This is a genomic window from Pigmentiphaga litoralis (genome assembly GCF_014651835.1).
Lineage (GTDB): Bacteria > Pseudomonadota > Gammaproteobacteria > Burkholderiales > Burkholderiaceae_B > Pigmentiphaga > Pigmentiphaga litoralis.
Window position 1 is genome coordinate 587472 of sequence record NZ_BMXQ01000002.1, and the last position, 23805, is coordinate 611276.

The 23805-nt window shown below is 66.0% G+C and carries 20 protein-coding genes and 2 riboswitches; of the genes, 6 read left to right on the forward strand and 14 right to left on the reverse strand.

Annotated elements, in window-relative coordinates:
• The gene (locus IE116_RS21195) at window positions 1-711 is read right to left on the reverse strand and encodes a lysozyme (RefSeq protein WP_189615222.1); all 711 of its coding nucleotides are present in this window, start codon (window positions 709-711) and stop codon (window positions 1-3) included.
• A gap of 90 nt (window positions 712-801) precedes the next feature.
• Here IE116_RS21195 and IE116_RS21200 point away from each other — a divergent pair, with 90 nt between their 5' ends.
• The gene (locus IE116_RS21200) at window positions 802-1029 is read left to right on the forward strand and encodes a hypothetical protein (protein WP_189615223.1); all 228 of its coding nucleotides are present in this window, start codon (window positions 802-804) and stop codon (window positions 1027-1029) included.
• A gap of 112 nt (window positions 1030-1141) precedes the next feature.
• On the forward strand, window positions 1142-1651 hold the full coding sequence (locus tag IE116_RS21205) for a carboxymuconolactone decarboxylase family protein (protein WP_229828668.1): 510 nt from the start codon (window positions 1142-1144) through the stop codon (window positions 1649-1651).
• Window positions 1652-1744: 93 nt separating this feature from the next.
• Here IE116_RS21205 and IE116_RS21210 read toward each other — a convergent pair whose 3' ends face one another.
• The 3 genes from IE116_RS21210 to IE116_RS21220 all read right to left on the reverse strand — a co-directional run bounded on the left by IE116_RS21210 (window position 1745) and on the right by IE116_RS21220 (window position 4892).
• A complete protein-coding gene (locus IE116_RS21210; RefSeq protein WP_189615224.1) occupies window positions 1745-2758 on the reverse strand; it encodes a Bug family tripartite tricarboxylate transporter substrate binding protein in 1014 nt (337 codons plus the stop codon).
• 104 nt (window positions 2759-2862) lie between these two features.
• Window positions 2863-3606 carry an SDR family NAD(P)-dependent oxidoreductase gene (locus IE116_RS21215; RefSeq protein ID WP_189615225.1) on the reverse strand — a complete coding sequence of 248 codons (744 nt, stop codon included), beginning with the start codon at window positions 3604-3606 and terminating at the stop codon, window positions 2863-2865.
• Window positions 3607-3632: 26 nt separating this feature from the next.
• Window positions 3633-4892, reverse strand: coding sequence for a flavin-dependent oxidoreductase (locus tag IE116_RS21220; protein WP_189615226.1), 1260 nt, complete (start codon window positions 4890-4892; stop codon window positions 3633-3635).
• Between the two features lie 123 nt (window positions 4893-5015).
• Between IE116_RS21220 and IE116_RS21225 the strand changes: the two genes are divergently transcribed.
• Both IE116_RS21225 and IE116_RS21230 read left to right on the forward strand, forming a co-directional pair.
• On the forward strand, window positions 5016-5924 hold the full coding sequence (locus tag IE116_RS21225) for a LysR family transcriptional regulator (RefSeq protein WP_189615227.1): 909 nt from the start codon (window positions 5016-5018) through the stop codon (window positions 5922-5924).
• Between the two features lie 87 nt (window positions 5925-6011).
• A complete protein-coding gene (locus tag IE116_RS21230) occupies window positions 6012-8888 on the forward strand; it encodes an excinuclease ABC subunit UvrA (protein WP_189615228.1) in 2877 nt (958 codons plus the stop codon).
• Here IE116_RS21230 and mdeB read toward each other — a convergent pair.
• Complete coding sequence (gene mdeB / locus IE116_RS21235; RefSeq protein ID WP_229828671.1) at window positions 8871-11612, reverse strand: alpha-ketoglutarate dehydrogenase; 2742 nt, start codon at window positions 11610-11612, stop codon at window positions 8871-8873. The two genes, IE116_RS21230 and mdeB, sit on opposite strands and share 18 nt — an antisense overlap.
• A 130-nt stretch (window positions 11613-11742) precedes the next feature.
• Between mdeB and IE116_RS21240 the strand changes: the two genes are divergently transcribed.
• Complete coding sequence (locus IE116_RS21240) at window positions 11743-12207, forward strand: Lrp/AsnC family transcriptional regulator (RefSeq protein ID WP_189615229.1); 465 nt, start codon at window positions 11743-11745, stop codon at window positions 12205-12207.
• A gap of 66 nt (window positions 12208-12273) precedes the next feature.
• Here IE116_RS21240 and ggt read toward each other — a convergent pair whose 3' ends face one another.
• The 9 genes from ggt to IE116_RS21285 all read right to left on the reverse strand — a co-directional run bounded on the left by ggt (window position 12274) and on the right by IE116_RS21285 (window position 22406).
• Complete coding sequence (gene ggt, locus IE116_RS21245; protein WP_229828673.1) at window positions 12274-13878, reverse strand: gamma-glutamyltransferase; 1605 nt, start codon at window positions 13876-13878, stop codon at window positions 12274-12276.
• Between the two features lie 94 nt (window positions 13879-13972).
• Window positions 13973-14995 (reverse strand): Bug family tripartite tricarboxylate transporter substrate binding protein, encoded by a 1023-nt coding sequence (locus IE116_RS21250; RefSeq protein WP_189615230.1) that lies wholly within the window; start codon window positions 14993-14995, stop codon window positions 13973-13975.
• A 177-nt stretch (window positions 14996-15172) separates the two neighbouring features.
• Window positions 15173-16546, reverse strand: a complete 1374-nt coding sequence (locus IE116_RS21255) for a D-amino acid dehydrogenase (RefSeq protein ID WP_189615231.1) — start codon at window positions 16544-16546, stop codon at window positions 15173-15175.
• A gap of 53 nt (window positions 16547-16599) precedes the next feature.
• Window positions 16600-16690: riboswitch (glycine riboswitch) on the reverse strand.
• A 3-nt stretch (window positions 16691-16693) separates the two neighbouring features.
• A riboswitch (glycine riboswitch) is annotated at window positions 16694-16783 on the reverse strand.
• Window positions 16784-16935: 152 nt separating this feature from the next.
• Window positions 16936-17715: a short-chain dehydrogenase/reductase gene (locus IE116_RS21260; protein WP_189615232.1), complete on the reverse strand. Its 780-nt coding sequence runs from the start codon at window positions 17713-17715 to the stop codon at window positions 16936-16938.
• 1 nt (window position 17716) lies between these two features.
• A complete protein-coding gene (locus IE116_RS21265; RefSeq protein WP_189615233.1) occupies window positions 17717-18595 on the reverse strand; it encodes a polysaccharide deacetylase family protein in 879 nt (292 codons plus the stop codon).
• A gap of 55 nt (window positions 18596-18650) precedes the next feature.
• Window positions 18651-19433, reverse strand: a complete 783-nt coding sequence (locus IE116_RS21270) for an enoyl-CoA hydratase (RefSeq protein WP_189615234.1) — start codon at window positions 19431-19433, stop codon at window positions 18651-18653.
• 16 nt (window positions 19434-19449) lie between these two features.
• Entirely contained in the window at window positions 19450-20646 is a 1197-nt protein-coding gene (locus tag IE116_RS21275) for a CaiB/BaiF CoA transferase family protein (protein ID WP_189615235.1), read from the reverse strand.
• 6 nt (window positions 20647-20652) lie between these two features.
• Entirely contained in the window at window positions 20653-22137 is a 1485-nt protein-coding gene (locus IE116_RS21280; RefSeq protein WP_229828675.1) for an amidase, read from the reverse strand.
• A complete protein-coding gene (locus IE116_RS21285) occupies window positions 22134-22406 on the reverse strand; it encodes a hypothetical protein (RefSeq protein WP_189615236.1) in 273 nt (90 codons plus the stop codon). Before IE116_RS21285 ends, IE116_RS21280 begins: the two co-directional genes overlap by 4 nt.
• A 171-nt stretch (window positions 22407-22577) precedes the next feature.
• Here IE116_RS21285 and IE116_RS21290 point away from each other — a divergent pair, with 171 nt between their 5' ends.
• Complete coding sequence (locus IE116_RS21290; RefSeq protein ID WP_189615237.1) at window positions 22578-23798, forward strand: FAD-dependent oxidoreductase; 1221 nt, start codon at window positions 22578-22580, stop codon at window positions 23796-23798.
• Window positions 23799-23805: the final 7 nt, after the last annotated feature.

Sequence of the window (23805 nt, forward strand, 5' to 3'; positions counted from 1 at the left end):
CTAAATCGACTCGCCGATGTCGATGTCATACAGCAAGTCGAGCGACGGTGCAGCGCCCGCCGCCGTACTCACACAACTTGCGCGTTTAAATGGGAGATGCTTCTCTGCCACCAGCTTGCCAACGAAAAGTTGCGATTCGCACGATCGGCGATCTTGTAGGCCCCTATAGACTACGCCGCCAGCTTTTATCCAACGCTGAAATTCCACTGCGGCAAATTGGTGCTTGCCCTCATTAACGAACTTGAGAAGCGTAGACTTTTCAAAGTTGCGTTTCCCGACGTTGAATGCAAAAGAATAGAGTGCACTGTATTGCTCAGCGTTGATCTGATGCTTTACTACGGCAGCCACTGACCGACGTGTCGAGCTCATGTCAGAATCGAGAAGCTGTTCGCCCATTGAACGAGTAAGACCCCCAGCAAATGACTCTAATGAAACGGTTTTACAAGCCTGCTTTGCTATGAGGTGTCCGAAACCAATCGTGCAAAATCCAGCAGGGTCATCATAGGCTTGTGCCCGCCATCCCTCAAAGTCCATGACCAGTTCGCGACCGAGATGAGTGATGGAGGGTGGACTATCGCCTTGAGCAGTTCCGCTCGCTACGCTGCCAAAATCTTCAAGTTGGCTTCGTGGCACAAACGTCTGTCCGTGAACTATTCCGGAAAACAACAAAAGGACAATTGCCGCGCGAGGTGTAGCTATTGCAAGCTTCATGATCGTCCTTTTGTGTGAGAGAAAGATTGAGGCTAAACCAACAGGTTGCCCTGCCGCCACCATCCAAACGATGGATAAGGGCGTGCGTGGATGATGGACTGGCCCGCGCCCTTCGATCCGCGTGTCACCATCGGATGGGCGGCATCGCCGAGCAGCGACTGGCCGCATACCAATCGGGAGCCGGGCAAGGGACCGCTCGAAGTCAGCGCCTATCGGAAGATCGCCGGGCTGGTTGACGCCGCCATGGCGTGGATGCCGGATGCCTCTGTGCGCCAGCAGGTGATGGTGGACAACCCGGCGCGGCTGTACGGGTTTTGATCGGGTTGGCTGTTATCCAATAGTTTTGGGCAAGGACGGCAGACAAAAGCGGCTATCCACGCCAGGCCGGGTTGCCTAGCATGGCATGACATTCCCTCGATCAAGGAAAGTCATGAAGCCGCTGCATTGCCTTACCGCCGTTCGGTTCGCCTGGAAGCTTCTCATGCGCCCCGCCATGGTTGCTGTCGCCGCCGCTGCTGCCATGGCGGCCGCACTGCCGGCAGCCGTGCATGCCTCAACGACCGAAGAACGCAGCCAACGCGGCGCGGCTGTCATTGCCGAGCTCAATCGCGGCCAGGCTCAGCCTGCGCTGGAGGCCATGCGGCGTGAATTCCCCTTTCTGGCGGAAGCGACCGAAGCGTACGCCTTGGGCGACGTGTGGAGCCGGCCGGGCCTGGATCCGCGCACCCGTCAACTGGCGACGGTCGCCGCCATGGCTGCGATGGGCGAAACAGCCACCATGAAGATCCATGCCGGCTACGCCATGAATGTGGGGGTGAGCGAAGACGAACTGAAAGAGATCGTCTACCTGATCACCGTGCCCGCGGGTTTCCCGAAGGCGATTGCCGCATCACAGGTGCTGTCCCAGCTGTTTGCGGAACGGCGCGCGGCGGCAAAGTAGCGCGCAAGCCGCCGCCTTGCCGATCGCCGCGCTGCTGTCAGGCACGTCAACGAGCCGCGTCGCATAACACGGCACGCTCAAAATCGACCGTGCTCAATCCAGCGACAGATTGATCGTCTTGACGACCTTGGCATACTGCGCCGATTCCTTCTCGATCAGCGCGCGGACGTCGGCCGGCTTGATCGCCAGCGGCATGTAGCCGAAGTCCATCATGCGTGGCTGCATGTCGGGCGTGGCCACGATTGCCGCGATGTCGCGGTTGATCTTGTCAACGATCTCGGGCGGCGTGCCGGCGGGTGCGAACAGGCCAACCCAGCCGGACGCCTCGAAGCCTTTGGGCCCGCCCGCATCCCCCATGGTCGGAACGTCAGGATGGGTCGACAGACGTTCCGGGCCCGCCAGCGCCAGGAAGCGGAGCTTGCCGGCTTTCTGCAGCGGGCCGGCGCTGCCTGCCGTGCCGAAAGCCCAGTCCACTTCACCATTCGCCACCGAGGTATAGAGCTGGCTGTTGTCCTTGAACGGCACGTGCGTCATGCGGGTGCCCGACGCGGCTTCGAGCTGCGCGCCGCCCAGGTGAGCCACGCTGCCGATCTGCCACGAGCCATAGGTGACCGTACCCGGTTTGGCCTTGGCGGCGGCCAGCATGTCGCCGGCAGTTTTCCAGGGCGAGTTAGCCGCCACGGCTACGAAAAAGTAGCTGTGGTGCAGCGGAATCACCGGCATGAAATCCTTGACCGGGTCATAGGGCAGCTTCTTGTACATGTGCGGAATGGCGGTGAAGTTCAGGCCGTCCGCATGGAACAGGGTGTTGCCGTCGGGCGTCGCGCGTTTGGCGTCATTGGCCGCGATGAAGCCGCTGCCGCCGGGTTTGTTCTCGACCACAACCTGCTGGCCCCAGGTGCGCGACAGCCGGTCGGCCACCAGCCGCAACATGGCGTCGGGACCGGACCCGGTCGAAAACGCCGACACCACGCGGACCGGCCGCGTCGGCCAGTTGGCGTCGGCGGCGGTGGCCAGGGCAGGCAGGCTTGCCATCGCGGCAAGGGACACGGCAAAGGAAGCAAGGCGGGTCAGGCCAGGCGCACATGTAAGACGGGTCAATGTCATGGTGTCTCCCCCACGAAGAATGTTGAAACCGAGATCACTGCGTCCGCGTTGGGCGGATCTGGGATCACGGCAAAGGTACTGCGTTGCCTGGCGTGTCCGGCGCTTTATACGAAGGTCGATCCGCCATCCACGACCAGCGTCTGGCCGGTCATGAATGCTGCGTCCTTTCCCAGCAGAAACGCCACCGTGCCCACCAGGTCGTCTGGCTGCTGGTCGCGCTTGATGGCGCGGCCTGCCTTGCCGATGTCGCGGAACAGTTCGACATGGTCGGTATTGGTCATGATGCCGTCGCTGAGCGTGAAGCCCGGCGCCAGCGCATTGACGGTAATGCCATGCGGGCCGAGTTCGCGCGCCAGTGACCGTGTCATGGCGATCACCGCGCCCTTGCTCGCCACGTAGTGCAGCATGCCGGTCACGCCCTTCAGGGGCGAGGTCGACGCCACGTTCACAATGCGGCCTTCGCCGTGCTGGCGCATGTGCGGCACGACTTCCCGCACGCCCAGATAGGGGCCCAGGGTGTTGACTTCCATGACCTTCATCCACTCGGCGGGGTCGACCGTATCGAAGGCCTGCACCTGCAGGCTCGCGAACAGCGCCGCGTTGTTCACGAGGCCATAGACCGCATGCCGGGCCGCCACGTCGTCGATGATGGCCTTCCAGTCATCGGCTTGGGTGACGTCGCCATGGTAGGCCGACACGCTGGCGCCGTCGGCCGCCAGGCGGCTGGCCGCGGCGTCGACGTCACCCACGTCGACCAGCGCCAGGTGGTAGTCCTGCGCCGCCAGCCTCTGCGCGAACGCAAAGCCGATGCCGCGCGCGGCGCCGGTGATGACGATGGCTTTTTTCATTGTGTTGTCTCCTCCATTGCGCGCCATTACAGGAAAGACGGTCGCGCGCGCAGTTCTTCGGGCGCGTAGCCGGCGATCTTCTTGTAGTTGCTCGTGATTTCCTGCAGCTCTTCCTGCGTGACGACTTCGTCGAGGTTCTCGACCCGCTTGCCTCCCGTGCGGTCAAACACGACGCGCAGCACGGTGTCGGGCGGGTTGACGCGGTTGGTCAGCACCACCTGGGTGGTCTGCTTCACGCGCACGTCGTCATACGCCTTCAGGGCTTCGGGGCCGACGCCCAGTTCTTTCAGGCGTCCGGCAAGGTAACGGGCGTCAATGATGGACTGTCCGGCGCCGTTGGATCCGCGCGGCACCATGGGGTGGGCGGCGTCGCCGAGCAGCGTCATGCGGCCTTCTGTCCAGGTGGGCAGGGGATCCTGGTCAACCATCGGATATTCCAGGATGGAGTCCGATGACTTGATCATGGCGGGCACGTCGAGCCAGTCGAACTTCCAGTTTTCAAACGCAGGCAGGAAATCTTCGAGGCGGCCGGGGCGGCTCCAGTCGCGAATCGCAGGCGTCTCGTCGTTGATTTCGGCCACCCAGTTGATCAACTGGTTGCCATCTTCATCAATATCGTTGCGAATGGGGTAGATCACCATCTTGCCGATTTCGAGCCAGCCGATACGCGTCATGCTGGCGCCGCTCAGGAAGGGCTTGAGCTTGGCCGTGCCCCGCCACATGTTGACGCCCGAATACCGCGGCGCGCCTTCATTGGGGTACAGCTGCTTGCGCAGGGCCGAGTGGACGCCGTCGCTGCCGACCACGACCTTGGCGCTGACGGAGGGCAGGGCGTCGCCTTCGGGCGATACGAAGTGCGCCGTGGCGCGTTCGCCATCCTGCGTCACGCCGGTGCACTTGTAGCCGCAGACCACGCTGTCGGCGCCCAGGCGTTCCAGCACGGCGTTGAGCAGCACGGTTTGCAGGTCACCACGATGGATCGAGTATTGCGGCCAGTCATAGCCGGCGGCGGTGCCCGACGGTTCGCTGTAGACGAACTGGCCGTGCTCGGTAAAGAAGGCCGATTCGGCGGTCCGCACGCCGACCTTGTCGAGTTCAGGCAGCAGGCCCAGCTCGGCCAGCTCGCGGGCCGCATGGGGCAGCACGTTGATGCCGACGCCCAGTGGCTTGAGTTCAGGCACGGCCTCGTAGATGCGGCAGGAAATGCCGGCCTGATGCAGGCTCAGGGCCAGGGTCAGGCCACCGATGCCGGAACCGATGATGAGGACGTCGACGTCTTGGGACATGAAAGGGGCTCGCAATGAAGGTGAACGATGGCGCTATTAGGAACCGGATCGGGACATTAGGGAAATTTAGATATCATATGGATAAATAACGATTCCTTATGATGGCCGAATGTTGAGTGTTCCATGAACCTTTCCCTGCGCCAGTTGCGCGTCTTCGTCCACGTGGCCCGCATCGGCAACTTCACGCGTGCGGCCGAGCAGGCGCACATGACCCAGGCGGGGCTCAGCATCATGATGCGCGAGATGGAAAAACAGCTGGACTGCCGGCTGTTCGACCGCACGACCCGCATGGTGGTGCTGACCGATGCGGGGCGGGACCTGTTGCCGGTGGCGCAGCGGGTGATCGCAGATATCGATGGCGTGGTGGCGCACCTGGGCGAAAGCGGCCGCAAGGCCCGGCAGACCTTGCGGATTGCGGCCACACCGCTGGTCTCGTCCAACATCCTGCCGGGGCTGTTCGCGCAGTTTCGCCGCAGCCATCCGCATGTCGAATTGCGCCTGACCGATGCGGACCTGAACCAGATCCAGGCCATGGTGAGCGCGGGCGACGTCGATCTGGGGCTGGGCTTTTTCTTCAAGCAGATGCCGGGCATCGTGCGCACGCCGGTGGGTACATTTCGGCTGATGCGCGTGGCCGCGGCCAGCGGCCCGCAGGACTTTTCGACCGGGGCGGCGCCGTGGGCCAGTCTGCACGGGGAACCGTTGATCAGCCTGCCCGCGAGCAACCCGATCCAGAAGCTGGTCGAAACGCATCTGGCGGCCATCGGCCGGGGCGATGAAGAGCGGCCCACCTTCAACTTCTTCAACACGCTGATCGCCATGGTGGAAGCGGGCATGGGCACGGCCGTGATCCCGTCCTTTGCGCTGGCCGCTTGCCATCGGCACCGAGTGACCACCGATCTGCTGGTGGACCCGGCCGTCGAGCTGAGTCTGTACCTGGTCAGCCGTCGAGGGATCAAGGAAACCGAGACCGCGTCGGACTTTCGCGACGCGCTGGCGGCGGCGCTGCCGGCGGCTGCATCGGCCGGGTAGTCACAGGGTGTAATGCGGGGGGCCGTGGCTCATCAATCTGTTGCAAAGCGCCGTTGTGCGCGGGCGCGGCAACTGATTCACTGACGTATGCCCGAATCCAAGACACGCACCAACACCCGAACGACGCCCGGCAAGACGCTGCAAGACACGCTGCCAGACAGGCCCGGGTCCCGCACCCGATCCAGGGCGTCGCCCCTTTCCGCAACGACTGAACACGCTGCACCCGCGGACCGCCTGCCCATCGACCCGGCCGACACGCATCGTTTCGTGCGTGTGCGCGGCGCGCGTGAACACAACCTGCGCGACGTCGATGTCGACATTCCGCGCGATGCGCTGGTCGTGTTTTCGGGCGTGTCCGGGTCCGGTAAATCGTCCCTGGCCTTTGGCACCCTGTACGCCGAAGCGCAGCGCCGCTACTTCGAGTCGGTCGCGCCCTATGCGCGGCGGCTGATCGACCAGGTGGGCGTGCCCGATGTGGACACCATCGATGGCTTGCCGCCCGCCGTCGCCCTGCAGCAGCAGCGCGGCACGCCCAGTGTGCGATCGTCGGTGGGCAGCGTCACGACCCTGTCCAGTCTGGTGCGCATGCTGTACTCGCGCGCCGGCACCTATCCCGCGAAACAGCCGATGCTGTATGCGGAAGATTTTTCGCCCAACACCGCGCAAGGCGCCTGCCCCAACTGCCACGGCCTGGGCCGCGTGTATGAGGTGACCGAGGCATCGATGGTGCCCGACGACAGTCTGACGATCCGCGAACGCGCGATTGCGGCGTGGCCGCCGGCATGGCATGGGCAGAACCTGCGCGACATTCTGGTGACGCTGGGCTACGACGTGGACACACCGTGGCGCGACCTTCCGCGCAAGGACCGCGACTGGATCCTGTTCACGGATGAGCAGCCGACCGTGCCGGTGTATGCCGGGTTCAGCCCGGCCGAGACCAAGGCGGCGCTGCGCCGCAAGATGGAGCCCAGCTACCAGGGCACCTTTACCGGGGTGCGCAAGTACGTGCTGCAGACGTTCGCCACGACGCAAAGCGCATTGATGAAGAAGCGCGTGTCGCGCTACATGGTGGGCAGCCTGTGCCCGGTGTGTGATGGCAAGCGCCTGAAGCGCGAGGCTTTGTCGGTGACGTTCGCGGGGCTGGATATCGGGGACCTGTCGGCCTTGTCCATGGACCGGCTGGCGGATGTGCTGGCGCCGTTTGCGCAAGGGCGGTTTGACGATGAGGGCGCTTCGAGCCATGGCACCGGCAAAGGCGCCAACAAAGGCGCTGGCCGGGATGCGGCCGCGGGCAAAGCGACCGGCGCCAGCAAGGCCAACGCGCTGGACGGCGCCGTGCTGGACCGTGCCACCGCCAAGGCCGACACCGCGCGGCGGGTAGCCGCCGGCGGGTCGGCGCATCAGGCCGCGCCCGATGTGCGGCGCACGCCCAACCTGTCCGAGGAAAAACGCCTGGCCGCGCAGCGCATCACGCAAGACCTGGTGTCACGGGTCGCCACCTTGCAGTCCCTGGGCCTGGGGTATCTGTCATTGGAACGCAGCACCCCGACCCTGTCGCCGGGGGAGTTGCAGCGGCTGCGGCTGGCCACACAGATCCGTTCGAACCTGTTCGGGGTGGTGTATGTGCTGGACGAGCCCTCGGCGGGGCTGCATCCCGCAGACGGCGAAGCCCTGATCCAGTCGCTGGCTCAACTGAAGGCGGCGGGCAATTCCCTGTTCGTGGTCGAGCATGACCTGGACATGATGCGGCGCGCGGACTGGCTGGTGGATGTGGGACCGGAGGCGGGCGAACGCGGCGGGCACGTGCTGTACAGCGGCCCGCCAGAAGGCTTGCGCAAGGTGGCAGAGTCCACCACGGCCAGATACTTGTTTGCAGATGCGGCGCCCGTGCGGCGCACACCGCGCACGCCGACGGCCTGGCTGGAACTGCGCGGGGTGACGCGCAACAACCTGAATGGGCTGGATGCGGCGTTCCCGCTGGGGGTGCTGACGGCAGTGACGGGCGTGTCGGGATCGGGCAAGTCCAGCCTGGTCAGCCAGGCCTTGGTGGACCTGGTGCAGGACCACTTTGGCGATGACGCTCCGGCGCAAGAGGATGAATCCGACGACGGAGAGCCGCAGGTGATCGCGCGCAGCGGCGGTCACATCCACGCCGGCATCGAACACATCAAACGGTTGGTGCGCGTGGACCAGAAGCCGATCGGCCGCACGCCGCGCTCCAACCTCGCGACCTACACCGGCCTGTTCGACCCGGTGCGCAAGCTGTTCGCCGCCACCCCCGCCGCGCGCAAGAAGAAGTTCGATGCCGGCCGCTTTTCGTTCAACGTGGCCAAGGGCCGTTGCGAAACGTGCGAGGGTGAAGGCTTTGTCAGTGTCGAACTGCTGTTCATGCCGAGTGTGTACGCGCCTTGCCCGACCTGCCATGGCGCGCGCTACAACGCCGACACACTTGCCATTACCTGGCATGACAAGACGATTGCCGACGTGCTGGGCATGACGGTGGAAGAGGCTGTCGAATTTTTTGCGGACGAGACCGTCGTGGCGCGCCCGTTGACGCTGCTGCGGGATATCGGCCTGGGCTACCTGCGCTTGGGGCAGCCCGCGACCGAACTATCGGGTGGGGAGGCGCAGCGTATCAAGCTGGCCACCGAACTGCAGCGCGCACAGCGCGGCGATGCCCTGTATGTGCTGGACGAGCCGACCACCGGGCTGCATCCGTCGGACGTAGACAAGCTGATGGCCCAGTTGAACGGCCTGGTCGATGCAGGCAACACCGTGATTGTGGTCGAGCATGAAATGCGGGTGGTGGCCGATGCCGACTGGGTGATCGATGTCGGCCCGGCCGCGGGCGAGGGCGGCGGACGCATCGTGGCGGCAGGCACGCCGCAGGAAGTGTGTCAGGCCAGGGACAGCAAGACGGCGCCGTATCTGCGGCGGCAGTTCGAATCAACACGTCCATGGTGACGGCGCATCCGTATCGATGCCATACGCAACGATCGCCTGGGCGCACACCTGCGCCGACACGACGCCCTTGCGGCGCAAGGCATTCAATGCGGCCAGCACGACATGGTGCCGGTCCACCTCGAAGAACCGGCGCAAGGCCGCGCGGCTGTCGCTGCGGCCAAAGCCATCGGTGCCAAGAATCGTCATGGGCGCATCGATGTCATTCGCAACCATCTGCGGGACGGCACGCACATAGTCGGTGGCGGCAATGACGGGCGCATCCCCTTCAAGGCACGCGGCGACATGGCTTCGGCCGGCCGGCTGCTGCGGGTGCAGGCGGGCGTGGCGCGCGACCTCGGCCGCGTCACGCGAGAGTTCGCTGTAGCTCGTCACGCTCCACACCTCGCTGTCGATGCCCCAGTCCTTCGCCAGCAGGTCGGCCGCGGCGAGCACCTCGGCCAGGATGGCGCCTGAGCCGAGCAGGCGCACGGCGGCGCTGCCAGTGCCGGCACCCGCACCGGCACCGGCACTGGCACCACCCCCAGCCCGCACCCGATACATGCCCTTGATCACGCCCACCTCGACACCGTCGGGCAGGGAAGGCTGCGGCAGGTTTTCGTTCATCAGGGTCAGGTAGTAGAAGACGTCAACCTGTTCCTCCAGCATCTGCCGCATGCCGTGGTCCAGGATCACGGCCAGTTCGCCCGCGGTCGCCGGGTCGTAGGCGCGGCAGTTGGGCACTGTCGCCGCCACCAGATGGCTGCTGCCGTCCTGGTGCTGCAGCCCTTCACCGCCCAGCGTGGTCCGGCCGGCTGTGGCACCCAGCAGGAAGCCCCGCGCGCGCTGGTCGGCCGCGGCCCAGATCAGGTCGCCGATGCGCTGGAAGCCGAACATGGAGTAGTAGATGTAGAAGGGCAGCATGGCCAAGCCATGCACGCTGTAGCTGGTGGCGGCCGCGACCCAGGAACTGATGGCGCCAGCTTCGCTGATGCCTTCTTCCAGGATCTGGCCGTCGCGCGCTTCGCGATAGCTCAGCACCGACCCGATGTCTTCGGGTTCGTATTGCTGCCCTGAACGCGAGTAGATGCCGATCTGCTTGAACAGGTTCGCCATGCCAAAGGTGCGGGCTTCGTCCGCCACGATGGGCACGATGCGCGGACCAAGCTGCGCGTCTTTCAACAACTGCGTCAGCATGCGCACGAAGGCCATGGTGGTCGACATCTCCTTGCCTTCGGCCTGCAGCGCAAAGGTGGCGAAACTGCCGATTGCAGGGACCGTCATGACTGGCGCCCCCACCGCCCGGGCCGGCAGGCTGCCGCCCAGGGCCGCACGGCGCGCGTGCAGGTACAACATTTCCGGGCTGTCGGCCGCCGGCTTGTAGAAGGCCAGCGATTCCGTGGCTTCGTTCGACAAGGGCAGGTCGAAGCGGTCACGAAACGCCAGCAAGGCGTCCCGGTCCAGCTTCTTCTGCTGGTGCGTCGTCATGCGGCCCTGGCCGGCATCGCCCATGCCGTAGCCCTTCTTGGTCTGGGCCAGGATCACGGTGGGCACGCCCCGATGCCGTTGTGCTGCATCGTAGGCCGCATGGATCTTGACGAGGTCGTGGCCGCCGCGCTTCAGGCGGTCGATCTGCGCGTCGGTCAGGCCGGCGGCCAGCGCCTGCAAGGCGGGCGATTGGCCAAAGAAGTGCTCGCGGTTGAAGGCGCCATCCTTGGCCGCAAAGGTCTGCAACTGCCCGTCCACCGTGTTGGCAAAGGCCTGGGCCAGTGCTCCGGTCACGTCCTGCGCAAACAGTGGATCCCAGTCGGCGCCCCACACCAGCTTGATCACGTTCCAGCCCGCGCCGCCAAACAAGGTTTCCAGTTCGTCGATGATGCGGCCGTTGCCGCGCACCGGTCCGTCCAGCCGCTGCAAATTGCAGTTGACGACCCAGGTCAGGTTGTCGAGGCCTTCGCGCGCGGCCAGGGTCAGGGCCGACATGCTTTCAGGTTCGTCCATTTCGCCGTCGCCGAATACGCCCCACACGGTGCGGCCGGCCGTATCGAGCAGGCCCCGATGTTCCAGGTAGCGCATGAAGCGCGCGTGGTAGATCGAACTGATCGGTCCGATGCCCATCGACCCGGTCGGGAACTGCCAGAAGTCCGGCATCAACCAGGGATGCGGATAACTCGAAAGGCCTCTTGCCCCGTTCTTGCGTGCCGTGATTTCCTGCCGGTACATGGCCAGGTCCCGCTCTTCCAGCCGGCCTTCCAGGAAGGCCCGCGCATAGACACCCGGGGCCGAGTGGGGCTGGAAGAACACCAGGTCGGCTTGTGCAGGTGCGCCCGCCTTGAAGAAGTGATTGAAGCCCACCTCGAACAGATCCGCCGCGCTGGCATAACTGGCGATATGGCCGCCCAGGTCGCCATAGGCCTGGTTGGCGCGCACCACCATCGCCAGCGCATTCCAGCGCATGGTCGAGGCCAGCTTTTCTTCGATCGCCAGGTCGCCCGGAAAGGCCGGCTCATGCTCGGGTGCGATGGTGTTGACGTAGGGCGTGCCGCGCGGACCGGTCCACGGCGCACCGGCTGCCCGACAGTCGGCGGCCAGGCGATCCAGGATCTGCCGGGCACGTTCGGGGCCGGCTTCCCGCAGCAAGGACGCCAGCGCGTCGCGCCATTCGGCGGTTTCTTGGGGATCCGGGTCGGCCGCGCCGTCCAGCGTCAGGTTGGCAAGCAAAGGGTGGTGGCGCGCGTCGTCTTTCACAGCGGTCTCCGGGGGGCGTCGATCCAGCCGAAAAGTCTATGCCTGCGTGACCCGCATAGGGCGCTGAAAAGGTGGCATATCGGGTCGATCGTCAGCACAATGTGCCGTGATTCCACCCTGGAGCAGCACGATGAACCTGGATGACACCGATCGCCGCATTCTGGATGCCTTGCAGGCGGATTCCAGCCTGTCGAACGTGGAACTGGCCCGCCGGGTGCACCTGTCGCCGTCACCCTGCCTGGCCCGCGTGCGCGCACTTGAAGCGGCGGGCCTGATCCGTCAATACGTGGCGCTGCTCGACCCGAAACAACTGGGTCTGCATTTGAACGTGTTCATTTCTATCAGCCTGAAGCAGCAAAGCCGGCAGGCGCTGCAGGCCTTTGAAGATGCCGTGGGCGCCCGCGAAGAAGTGATGGAGTGCTACCTGATGACCGGCGACGCGGACTACCTGATCCGCGTCGCCGTGCCGGACATGCCGGCGCTGGAAAGCTTCATTCTTGAACACCTGTCGCCGATCGCCGAGATCGAGAAGATCCGCTCCAGCTTTGCACTGAAGCAGGTGCGCTACAAAACCGCGCTGCCGCTGCACGGCTGAAGGGGCTCAATAACCCCAGCGCGGCCGCCCGGGACGCGAGACCCCCGCGCGCTGCCGACGCGCCGATCAATACCCGAGCGCGACCCCGTCCTTGCGGTGATCCGACGCGGCCACATACCCGCCGCCATCCAGCCGCATGGCCATTTGCGCGCAGCCGAATTCCGTATCGAAACGCGGCGCGACAGTAATATCGTGACCCCGTTCGCGCAGCCCGGCCACCGTCGCCTCGGGCATGTTCCACTCGACCGCCACGCCGCGATTGTCGTCCTTGACGCGCCAGCGCGGCGCATCGCTTGCCGTTTGCGGGTTCTGACCGAAGTCGGCAATGCGGCACGCGACCTGCACGTGGCCCTGCGCCTGCATGGATCCCCCCATCAGCCCGAAGCTCATCAGCGGCTGACCATTGCGCATCAGGAAGCCGGGGATGATCGTGTGGAAGGGCCGTTTGTTGGGCGCGACCTGGTTGGGGTGACCCGCCTGCGTGCTGAAGCCCCAACCGCGGTTGTGCAGCGCGATGCCGGTATTCGGCACGACCACGCCCGACCCGAAGCCCTTGAAGTTGGACTGGATGAACGAGACCATCATGCCCTTGCTGTCGGCCGCGGTCATGTAGACCGTGCCGCCCTGATGCGGCGTGCCGGGGCCCGGATAGCGCGCTTCATTCCAGTCGATGGCCTGGGCGCGGCGCGCCAGGTAGTCGCGGTCGAGCAGATGTTCCTTGGTGACCGTCAGCATGTGGTCGGGATCGGCCACATAGGCATACATGTCGGCAAACGCCAGCTTCATCGCCTCGATCTGCAGGTGCAGCATCTGGGCCGAGTCGACCGGCACGCCGGACAGATCCAGGCTGTCGAGCATGCCCAGCGCCATCAGTGCGCCGATGCCCTGGCCACTGGGGCCGATCTCGACCAGTTCGATATCGCGGTAGGCCATGCGCACCGGCGTGACCCAATCCAGTTTGTGGGCGGCCAGGTCCTGCTCATCGATCAGGCCGCCGGTGTTGCGGGCGTGGTCGGCAATGGCCTTGGCCAGGTCGCCGCGATAGAAGGCTTCGCCGCCCGTCTGCGCAATCTTTTCCAGCGTATCGGCCTGGCCCGGACAGACGAAACGTTCGCCGGGCAAGGGCGCGCGGCCCTCGGGCGCAAAGGCTTCCTTGTAGCCGGGCTGCACCGACATGTCGGCCACCTGCGCTTGCCACTGGCGATGCACGGTCGGCGACACGATGAAGCCATCGCGCGCGTAACGCAGCGCCGGCTCGAACAGGGTCTCGAAGGGCATCGTGCCGAACTTGTCGGACACGGCCTTCCAGGCCGACACCGTGCCGGGGACTGTCACGCTGCCCCAGCCGCGCGGGGCCATGCTGTCCAGTCCGGCAAAGCGTTCGCTGGTCCAGTGGCGCGACGCGCGGCCGCTGGCATTCAGGCCGTGCAGTTCCTTGCCGTCCCAGATGATGGCAAAGGCGTCGCCGCCAATGCCATTCATGCAGGGTTCGACCACCGTCAGCGCGATCGCCGTGGCCAAGGCGGCATCGACGGCGTTGCCACCGCGATGGAACATCTGCAGGCCCGCGGCCGAGGCAAGCGGCTGCGACGTGCTGACGACGTTGTCGGCCAGCACGGGCATGCGTTGGGAGGTATAGGGATAGGACAGCAGATCGGGGGAAGAAGACATGGTGTCGGGCCATCGAGAGAACGCGCCAACAGGCCTTTGATGGCCGGCGCAACGCGTCATGATAGGTCAACTCCCCCGGGGAAATCGACCCGTCTTACTCCACGGTTACCTTCGCGGCGGACACCACGTCGGCCCACGTCTTGTGTTCCTGGCGAATCATCTGGCCAAAGGGCTCGGCCGGGGTGTAGATGAGCTCGGCGCCCTGGGCGGCCAGGGACTTCTTCAGGTCGGGCGAGGCCAGCACCTTTTTAAGCGCGTTTTCGATGGTGTCGAGCGCTTCCTTTGGCGTCCCCTTGGGCGCGGTAAAGCCGAACAGGTTGTTGGCCTCGACGCCCTTCACACCTGCTTCGGCCATGGTCGGCACATCGGGCAACAGGCTGACGCGCGTGGTGGACGCCACGGCCAGGAACTTGAGCTTGCCGGCCTGCACCAGCGGCATCGAGCCCGGGATGCTGTCGAACATCATGGACGACGATCCGTTCGCCAGTTCCGGCAGCGCCTGCACGCTGCCCTTGTATGGAATGTGCGTCATCGACACGCCGGTCTTGAGCGCGAAGAGTTCGGACTCCAGATGCGACAGCGTGCCCGTGCCCTGCGACGCAAAGTTGTACTTGCCCGGGGCGGCCTTAAGCAGCGCGATCAGGCTGGCCACATCCTTGACCGGCAAGGACGTTGGCACGACCACCGCGTGCGGCACGTTGCCCACGCCGGCGATCGGCACGAAGTCTTCCACCAGGCTGAAGGGCTGGTTCTTGTAGATGCTGGCGGCGATGGCCTGGTTGGTGACGGCAGCCAGATGCAAGGTGTAGCCATCGCGCGCGGCGCGGGCCGCGGCGCCCAGGCCGATCGCGCCGCCTGCGCCCGGCCGGTTTTCGATCACGACCGTCTGCTTCAGTTCGATGCCCAGTTGCTGGCCGATCGCGCGCGCCAGCACGTCCGTTGCGCCCGCGGGCGGGAACGAGATGATGACGGTGATGGGGCGGTCCGGATACGCGGCCACGGCAAAGCTGCTGGCAGCCGCGGCGAGCAGCGCGCAGGCCAGGGTGGCCAGGCGCAGGCGGGTAGCGGAAGTTCCGGTGCGGGTGCGGGCGGAGACGGCGGGTACGGCGTGGGTCATTGCATTCCTTGATTCGGGGGCTGGCAGCAGCCGCTGTGGCAACTGCCAGCGTAGACCCAAATGGCAAGCAATATCCGTGCTAATCCCCTTCCTTGTGGCATTGCTGACCGATGATCGCCATCGCCGCCCCCCGTTCCTGCACGCCCTGGTGCGCGCCTGCGCCGCAACGGTGCAGCGTCAGGCCTTGGCTGTGCTCCCGGACAGTCCCACCGCACCCGCCATCTTCGGCGCGCGGCTGGCGACTTCGACCTGCCCGGCAAGGATCTGCGCCGTGGCCGCCGACAGCGTCCAGCCCAGGTGGCCGTGCCCGGTGTTGTAGAAGACACCGGGCAGGCGGCCGGGGCTGACCCGCGGCATCATATCCGGCATCATCGGGCGCAGGCCGGCCCACGGCGACACGTGGTGGGTCGGCACGCCGGGGAATTCGCGGCGGGTCCATGCCACCAGGGGCGCAATGCGGTCGGCGCGAATGTCGCGGTTTTCGCCGTTGAATTCGGCGGTGCCGGCCACGCGCAGGCGGTTGGCGCCCAGGCGGCTGGTCACGATCTTGGCGGATTCATCCAGCAGGCTGACCCACGGCGCCGCAGCCCGGCCTTCGTCGGTGTCCAGGTCCAGCGTGATCGAGTAGCCCTTGACCGGATAGATGTTGACGGTGTCGCCCAGCATGGCCGCAAAGCGCCGGCTGGCGACGCCCGCGCAGATGACGACGGCATCGGCCGAAATCAGATCATCGCGGGCGCCATCGCGTTGGCTGGCGGCCGGTGTGGACGCATCGGCGCTGAGCGTGTCGGCGCGCTGCACCGACGCGGCATCTTGCGTCATGCCGTCTTGCGTGGCGCCGCGCGCGACCCGCAAGCGATAGCCGCCGTCGCGGGGCCGGTCGATCGCCTGCACGTCGGCATCCATCACGAAACGCACGCCGCGGCGCGCGCAGGCGTCGGCCAGGCCCCGGGTAAAGCGGTGGATGTCGCCGGTGGCGTCCGACGGCGTGAAGTAGCCGCCGTAGCAGTCCCGGCCCAGGGAAGGTTCGATGGTGCGGGCTTCGGCCGACGTGACCGCATACCGTTCGAGGCCGCCTTCCGCCAGCAGTTGATTCACCAGACCGGCTGCTTCGAAGCTCGCCTGGTCATGGTAGATGTGCAGGATGCCGCGCTGTTCCAGGTCAAAATCGATGCCTTCGTCGGCGGCCATCTGGTACAGGTGCTTGCGCGATTCGATGGCCAGGCGGGTGGTGGCGATGGTGTTGCTGCGGTAGTCGCGGATGTGGCCAAGGAACTGCGCGACCCACGTGTACTTGTGCCAGCTGGGCAGCGGATTGAAGAGCAGGGGGGCGTTGCGCTGGGTCATCCACTTCAGCCCCTTGATGAGGGTGCTGCGGTGGTTCCAGACTTCGGCATTGCTGGCGGACAGCTGGCCGCCGTTGGCGAATGACGTTTCCATCGCGGCGTAGCGGTGGCGGTCGATGACGGTCACGTCGTGGCCAAGTTTGCTGAGCGCGTAGGCGGAAGTGACGCCGGTAATGCCGGCGCCGATGATGGCGATACGGGACATGAGGGCACTCGCAGGTCGAATAGGTGGATGGCCGTGTTGCCACGGATCACCCCATCTGTCCTGTTACCTGAGAGCTTCACCGGCGTGATGGACTGCGGGCCGGTTCCCCTTCGGTGGATGCCGCAAGGGCATCTCTCTCCAGATCGTCTGTCCCGCGCAGTCCTGGGTGCCTGAGAGATTCCGGGGTGGTTGCTCCTTCGGCGCCGGCACGAAGCCGGACTCTTCTACGCGGTCGTTGAGTCGACGATTCAAGATAGTCGATCGGGCCGGACCTGCGCAAGCCTTGGCTGGCAGGTCCCGCCGACTGTTACCTGCTCAGCCAGGGTGCTGCGTGGCCGGCCTTCGCCGCGCTCATCCCGAAGGTGCTGTGTGGCCGGCCTTCGCTATGCTCATCCCGGCGTGGCGTTCGCCTGCCCGCCATCCAGGTCGATCACGGATCCGCTCAGGTAGGCGGCCCGTGGCGAGCAGCAGAAGACGACCATGCTCGCGACTTCTTCCGGCTCCATCAGGCGGCCGAAGGGCAGGCCCTTGGTCAGCTCTTCCCAGCGGTCGCTGTTGCCCAGCCGGGTGGCCGCCAGGTCCTTGCTCACGGACACGATGCGCTGCGTGCGGGTCTGGCTGGGGTTGATGCCGAACACGCGCACATTGTCGCGTGGCGACGCGCCGCCGACAGCTTTGGTGAACGCCATCAGTGCGGCGTTGGCGGTGCTGCCGGCCACGTATTCGTTGCGCGGCTCGGCGCCGGCCATGCCGATGATGTTGGCGATGACGCCGTCGCGCCGCGCCTGCATGGCGGGCAGGCAGGCGCGCACCAGGTTGATGTAGCCGTACAGTTTCAGTTCCCAGGCGGCGCGCCAGCGGGCATCGTCGACCTTGTCGAGCGACCCGCCGGGAATGGCGCCCGCATTGTTGACCAGGATGTCGATGGCGCCCGCCGCATCGGCCAGGCGCTGGGCCGCGCCGTCTTCGCTCAGGTCGGCGGGGATGCACTGCGGCGTGATGCCGGTGGCGGCAGCGATCGCCGCGGCGGCCAGCTCCAGCTGGGCAAGGTCGCGCGCGGCCATGAGGGGCGTGGCGCCTTCGTGGGCAAACGCCATGGCGCACGCGTAGCCGATGCCTTGCGATGCGCCGGTGACCAGCACGCGTTTGCCCTTCAGTTGCAGATCCATGTCAGTCCTTGTCGGCCGGGGATTGTTCGGTGTACCAGTCAGCGATCTCGCTGCCCGTAAAGAAACCTACGCCCGGTGTCTGTTGCAACAGGTCCAGCATCTGTTCCAGGTAACCGAAACGATGCGGCACGCCGATCAGGTGCGGGTGCAGACCCAGGGCCAGCACGCGGGGGCGACGGGTCGACTCACGTTCGAACAGTGCCAGCGTGTTCTGCAGGCGCAGCAGCATTTCGGGCGACGAATGCTTTTCGATCGCGTAGATGATCGAGTCGTTGACCTCCAGGTTGTAGGGCAGGCCCAGCAAGGGACCTTTGGCAGTCGTCAACCAGTCGGGCAGGTCGTCGATGACCCAGTCGCACACGTAGTCCACGCCGGCGGCCTTGAGCAATTCGGGTGTGTCGACCGTTTCGCGCAGGCCCGGGCTCAGCCAGCCGCGCGGGCGCGTCCCGGTAAAGCCTTCGATCTTGCTCAGCGTGGCGTCGATCAGCTCGGCTTCGGACCCGGCATGGTTGATCGATTTCTGATGCAGGCCATGGCCGATGAATTCCCAGCCGGCTTCGTGCATGGCCGCGGCGGCGCGCGGGTAGGCGTCGATCACGCTGGCGTTGAAGCTGGTCGAAGCCGGCAGGCCGCGGTCGGCGATCGCCCGGATGATGCGCGGCAGGCCGGCGCGCATGCCGTAGTCGACCCAGCTGAAGTTGGGCACGTCGGGCACGGTTTCCTTGCCGTGCGGCGGCGTGATGATGGTGCGGGGCATGGCGTTCTCGAACTGCCAGTGCTCCACATTCACCACCAGGTGGACCATGATGCGGCCCTTGGGGTGGGCCGTGAGCGGCGGGCGGTCGTCAGAGAAACGGTAGGGAACGCGGGGATTGGCCATCGAATGCTGCCTTGTCAGGAATGGGGGAGGTTCGGGCGCCCGGAGGGGGAGTCGCTCACTTGCCGGTAAAGGCGGGTGGACGTTTTTCCATGAAGGCGCGGCGGCCTTCGATATAGTCGGCGCTGGCAAAACAGGCGTCGACCGCGGCATCCACTGCTGCGGCATCGCGGTCGGCCGGGTCGCGCAGGGCATGCGCAATCGCGAGCTTCGCGGCGCGCAGGGTCAGCGGGGCGTTGCCGGCAATCGCGGTGGCCACGGCATGCACGTCGGCATCCAGCGTATCGGCGTCGTGCGCGCGGTGCACCAGCCCGATCCGTTCGGCTTCGCTGCCGTCGAACGTGGATGCGGTATAGAACAGTTCGGCGGTACGGGCGGCGCCGATGGCGTCCACGGTATGCCGGATGCCGTCGAAGCCATAGCCCAGGCCCAGTCGCGCGGCCGGCATCCGGAAGCGCGACGTGCGTGCGCAGTACCGCAGGTCGCACGCCAGGGCCAGACCGATGCCGCCGCCCATGCACACGCCATGAATGTTGGCGATGACGGGCAGCGGAAAATCGGTGAGTGCATTCTGCGCGCGCGCCACGGCCGCGTTGTAGGCCTCGACCGCATCGGCGCTGCCGCGCTGCGTTTCGAATTCGGAAATGTCGGCGCCCGACACAAAGGCTTTTTCACCGGCGCCGCGCAGCACCAGCACACGTACGTCATCGCGGCCGACCAGCGATTCGACGATGTCGCCCAGGCCCGTCCACATGCCGAAGCTCATGGCGTTGTAGCGGGCGGGATTCGACAGCGTGATGTGCGCAATGCCGTCGGTCAGGGTCAGGTCGACCTGGCTCATAGGGATTCCTTCATGTTCAGACCGCGCCGCTGGCGCGCATGGAACGGATCGCGTCGTCGTCGAACCCGATTTCCTTCAGGATCTCGTCGGTGTGCTCGCCCCAGTCCGGCGCCGAACGGGCAATGGCCGACGGCGTGCGTTCCAGGTGCACCGGCTGCGTGATGTACTGCTTGGTCGGGCCTTGCGGCGTGGTGGATTCGGCAACCACCTGCAAGTGCTGCACCTGGGGGTCGTCGAACAGTTGCGGCACCGAATATACCGGGCCGGCCGGCACGCTGGCCTCGTTGAGCAGGTCCACCCAATGCGCGACCGTCTTGGGGGCAAAGATCTCCTGGATCTCGCGGTTCAGCCGTTCGCGGTGTTTGACGCGCAGCTTCTCGGTCTTGAATTCCGGGTCGCTGAGCCAGTCGTCCTTGCCGACCGCTTTGGCAAATCGCACCCAGCTGCCTTCACCCGAGGCGCCCAGGTTGAAGTAGCCGTCGGACGCGCTGAACAGGCCCATGGGGCTGCTGGTGGGATGGTCGTTGCCGACCTGCACCGGAATGTCCCCATCGTTCAGATACCGCGCCACCTGGAAGTCCATCATCGCGATCTGCGCATGCAGCAGCGAGACGTGCACCCATTGGCCCACACCGGATTGTTCGCGTTCCAGCAGCGCGGTCATGATGCCCAGCGCGGCATACAGGCCGGAACTGGAATCGGCCACGGCCAGGCCGGCCCGCACCGGGCCCTGGTCCGGGTGACCCGTGACCGACATCAGCCCGCCCATGCCCTGGACGATCTGGTCGAATCCCGGCCGGCCGGCGTAGGGGCCGTCCTGCCCGAAGCCCGAAATGCTGGCCAGGATGATGCGCGGATTGATCTTCTTGAGCGATTCGTAGTCCAGGCCCAGCCGCGCCTTGACGTCCGGCCGCCAGTTTTCGACCAGCACGTCCGCATCCTTGACCAGGCGCTTGATGATCTCGAGCGCCTCGGGTTTCTTCAGGTTCAGCGTCAGCGACCGCTTGTTGCGGTTCAGGTTCTGGAAGTCGCCGCCCAGCCGGTCGGCCGCGAACATGGCCTCGTTCGGGTCCACGCCCGGCGGTGGTTCGACACGGATCACGTCGGCGCCGAAGTCGGCAAGCATGCGGACGCAGGTCGGGCCCGCACGCACGCGCGACAGGTCGAGCACGCGAAATCGGGACAAGGCTGTGGAGGCGGAAATCTTGGGCATGATGATCTATCGAAGAGTCGCCGACGAGGCGCGGGCGGAGGGGAACGGTATGGACATGCCGGCAGCGCCGCGGTCATACCGATGGGCGAAGGCAAGGAGCACGGCTTCGGCGTGGGGGCGCCCGACGGCTTGCGCGGTGACAGGGCGGCCGCGGCGATCGTGGCCGATCGGGAAAACAAGGGCGGGCAGCCCCAGGTAATTGACGAAGGGCATCCAGCGGTGCAGCGCCAGCAACTGGTGCACGTCGAAACCCGGAGCACCGGGGGTGACGGTGCCCCAGTCCGGGACGGGGCGGGGCAGGGCGGGCACCAGCAGGATGTCGGCATCGGCAAACACGGTGTCGACAAAGGCCTGCAGACGCGGACCGCGCTGCGCCAGCGCGTCGTGATACCAGGCCTCGGGCAGGGCGGCGCCGGGGATCAGCACCGCACGGGCCGATGCCCCCAGTTGCGCATCCGGGTCTTGCAGCAAGGCGCGATGCGCGGCGGCGGCCTCGAAGTGCAGGACCACGTGGGCGAGCCGGGACAGGGCATCGAGCTGGGGCAGATCGACCGCATGGACGCTGTGGTCGCCGCTTGCCCGGGCAATGAAAGCCTGCAGGGTGCTGATGACCTCGTCGTCGGGCGGGGCCGGGGGCAGATGCGTGGCGATGCGCAGCGGACGGGGTGCGGACAGCCACTCGGCAATTCCGTAAGGCGTAGTAGCCGCTGCGGTCAGCTCGGGTGCCACGGTGTGCGCCGCGCAGGCATACACCAGCGCGGCGTCGGCCACCGTGCGCGCAAGGATTCCGACCGTGTCGAGCGACGGCGCCAGCGGATGCACGCCCTGGCGCGAGATCGCGTCCCAGGTGGGCTTCAGACCGATCAACCCGCACGTGGCGGCCGGGATGCGGACGGAGCCGGCCGTGTCGGTGCCCAGCGAGGCGTAACACAGGCCGGAAGCGACGGCCGCCGCCGATCCCCCCGACGATCCGCCCACCACGGCGTCGATCGACAGGGCGTTGACCGGACGGGGCGACCAGGGCGATTCACCGGTGGACCCGCAGGCCAGTTCGGCCATGGACAGGGCGGCCAGGTTGGCGGCGCCGGCCTGGGCAAGGCGAGTCAGCACGTCGGCGTCGCGGTCGGCCACGGGGGCCGGCGGCTGGCCGCGTCCGCAGCCGGCATGCTGGCCGGCGATCGCAAAGATGTCTTTATGGGCAAGCGCAATGCCGGACAGCGGACCGGCTGTGGCAGTGTCCGTGCCGACGGCATGGGGCGCCGCGGCCGATGCACCGCTTTCGTGCCACCGCACCACCGACTGGCATGCGGCATCAGCCGCGCGGGCCTGCGCCCATTGCGCGGCAAGGGCGTCGGCGCGCGACAGGCGGCCACGGGCAAGCCATTCCCGCAGGCCGGCAATGTCCGCTGGCAAGGTCCTTGCATCATCGGGGCTCAGGGGCGCCTGTGCACCACGATCGGCCGGATGGGAAGGTGACGACGCGTGCGTCACGCCAGCTTCCGCAACAACGCGGCAAACGCCGCCTGCCGGCCAGACGCCTGATCGGCCGGCCCGTCAACCGAGTTTGTCTGGATAGCCAAGGTAGGCCCTGCCGCGCTATCCCTATAGGCCGCGTCCGCGTCCACCGGTTGCAGACGACCCAGCGCCTTGGCTACGCCCGTGGCTTCCGGCAGCGTCAACGCGACGCCGGCGCGCGCCGCTACCGCCATGCATGCCACCGCATCCGGCCTGGCCGTCAGCTCGGGATGAGCACCCACCATCGTTATTTCCCCCGGCTATAAAAATATTGACACTGTGTCGTCCGTATATTTATAGTTAATTCAAATATATTTATCAACACAATTCATCAGGCCTTTTGCGCCGCGACGGATTGTGACCGCCTGACTCAGGGTGCGCTTCGGGCGCGTCCATGTCCTTCCCTTGGAGTTTGCATGGCAGCGCATCAACACAACCCGGGTGTCATCGTGGCGGGTGCCGGTCCGGTTGGCCTGGCTGCCGCGGTGGCCCTGGCGGATCAGGGCATCCCGGTCACGGTGCTCGAGTCCGAGCCGCAACTGCAGCACGACCTGCGCGCGGGTACCTTCCATCCGCCCACCATGGAAATGCTGGCGCCGTACGGCGTGACGGCAACGATGCTGGAGCAGGGCATCAAGGTGCCGCTGTGGCAGGTGCGCGACCGCAAGGAAGGCGTGATCGCCGAATGGGACATGAGCGTCATGTCCGACATCACCCCGTATCCGTTCCGGCTGCATCTGGAACAGCACAAGCTGGCCCGCATCATCGTGGACAAGCTGGCCACCTATCCGCATGCCAAGGTCATGTTCGGCGCGGCGCTGAGCGGCATCGAGCAAGATGACGCCGGCGTGCGCGCCACCGTGACGCAGAACGGCGAAAACCTGACTCTGTCGGCGGACTGGCTGATCGGCTGTGACGGCGGCCGCAGCTTTACCCGCAAGGCGATCGGCACCGAATTCGAAGGCTTTACCTGGCCTGAACGCTTTGCCGTCATCAGCACCGACTACGACCTGGCGCAGCACGGCTACGCCATGAATGCCTACATTGCCGACCCGACCGAATGGGTGGCCGTATTCTGTGTGCCGCACAACGGCCCGCCGGGCCTGTGGCGCGCCGTGTTCCCGATCGCCAATGCCGACCAGCCCGATGAAGAGGTGTTGTCGGATGCCGAGACCCAGGCCCGCCTGCGCGGCTTCATGCCCTGGCAGGACCGCTATCACGTGCCGTATTCGAGCATCTATCGCGTGCACCAGCGCGTGGCCAAGGACTGGCGGGTGAACCGGGTGCTCCTGGCCGGCGACGCAGCCCACGTGAACAATCCACTGGGCGCCTTCGGGCTGAACGGCGGATTGCACGACGCCATGAACCTGGCCGAGAAGCTGGGCCAGGTGTGGCGCAAGGAAGCCGACGTGTCCCTGCTGGACCGCTATGTGCGCCAGCGCCGCACCACCAATATCGAGTTTGTCCAGGCCAATTCGATCCGCAACAAACGCATGCTGGAAGAGACCGATCCGGCCGTGCGCGCGCAGCGTTTCGACGAACTGCGCGCCCAGGCGTCCGATCCCAAGTCGGCGCTGCCTTTCCTGATGCAAAGCTCGATGATCATGAGTCTGCGCCGCGCCGCGGAGATTGAATGATGCCGCG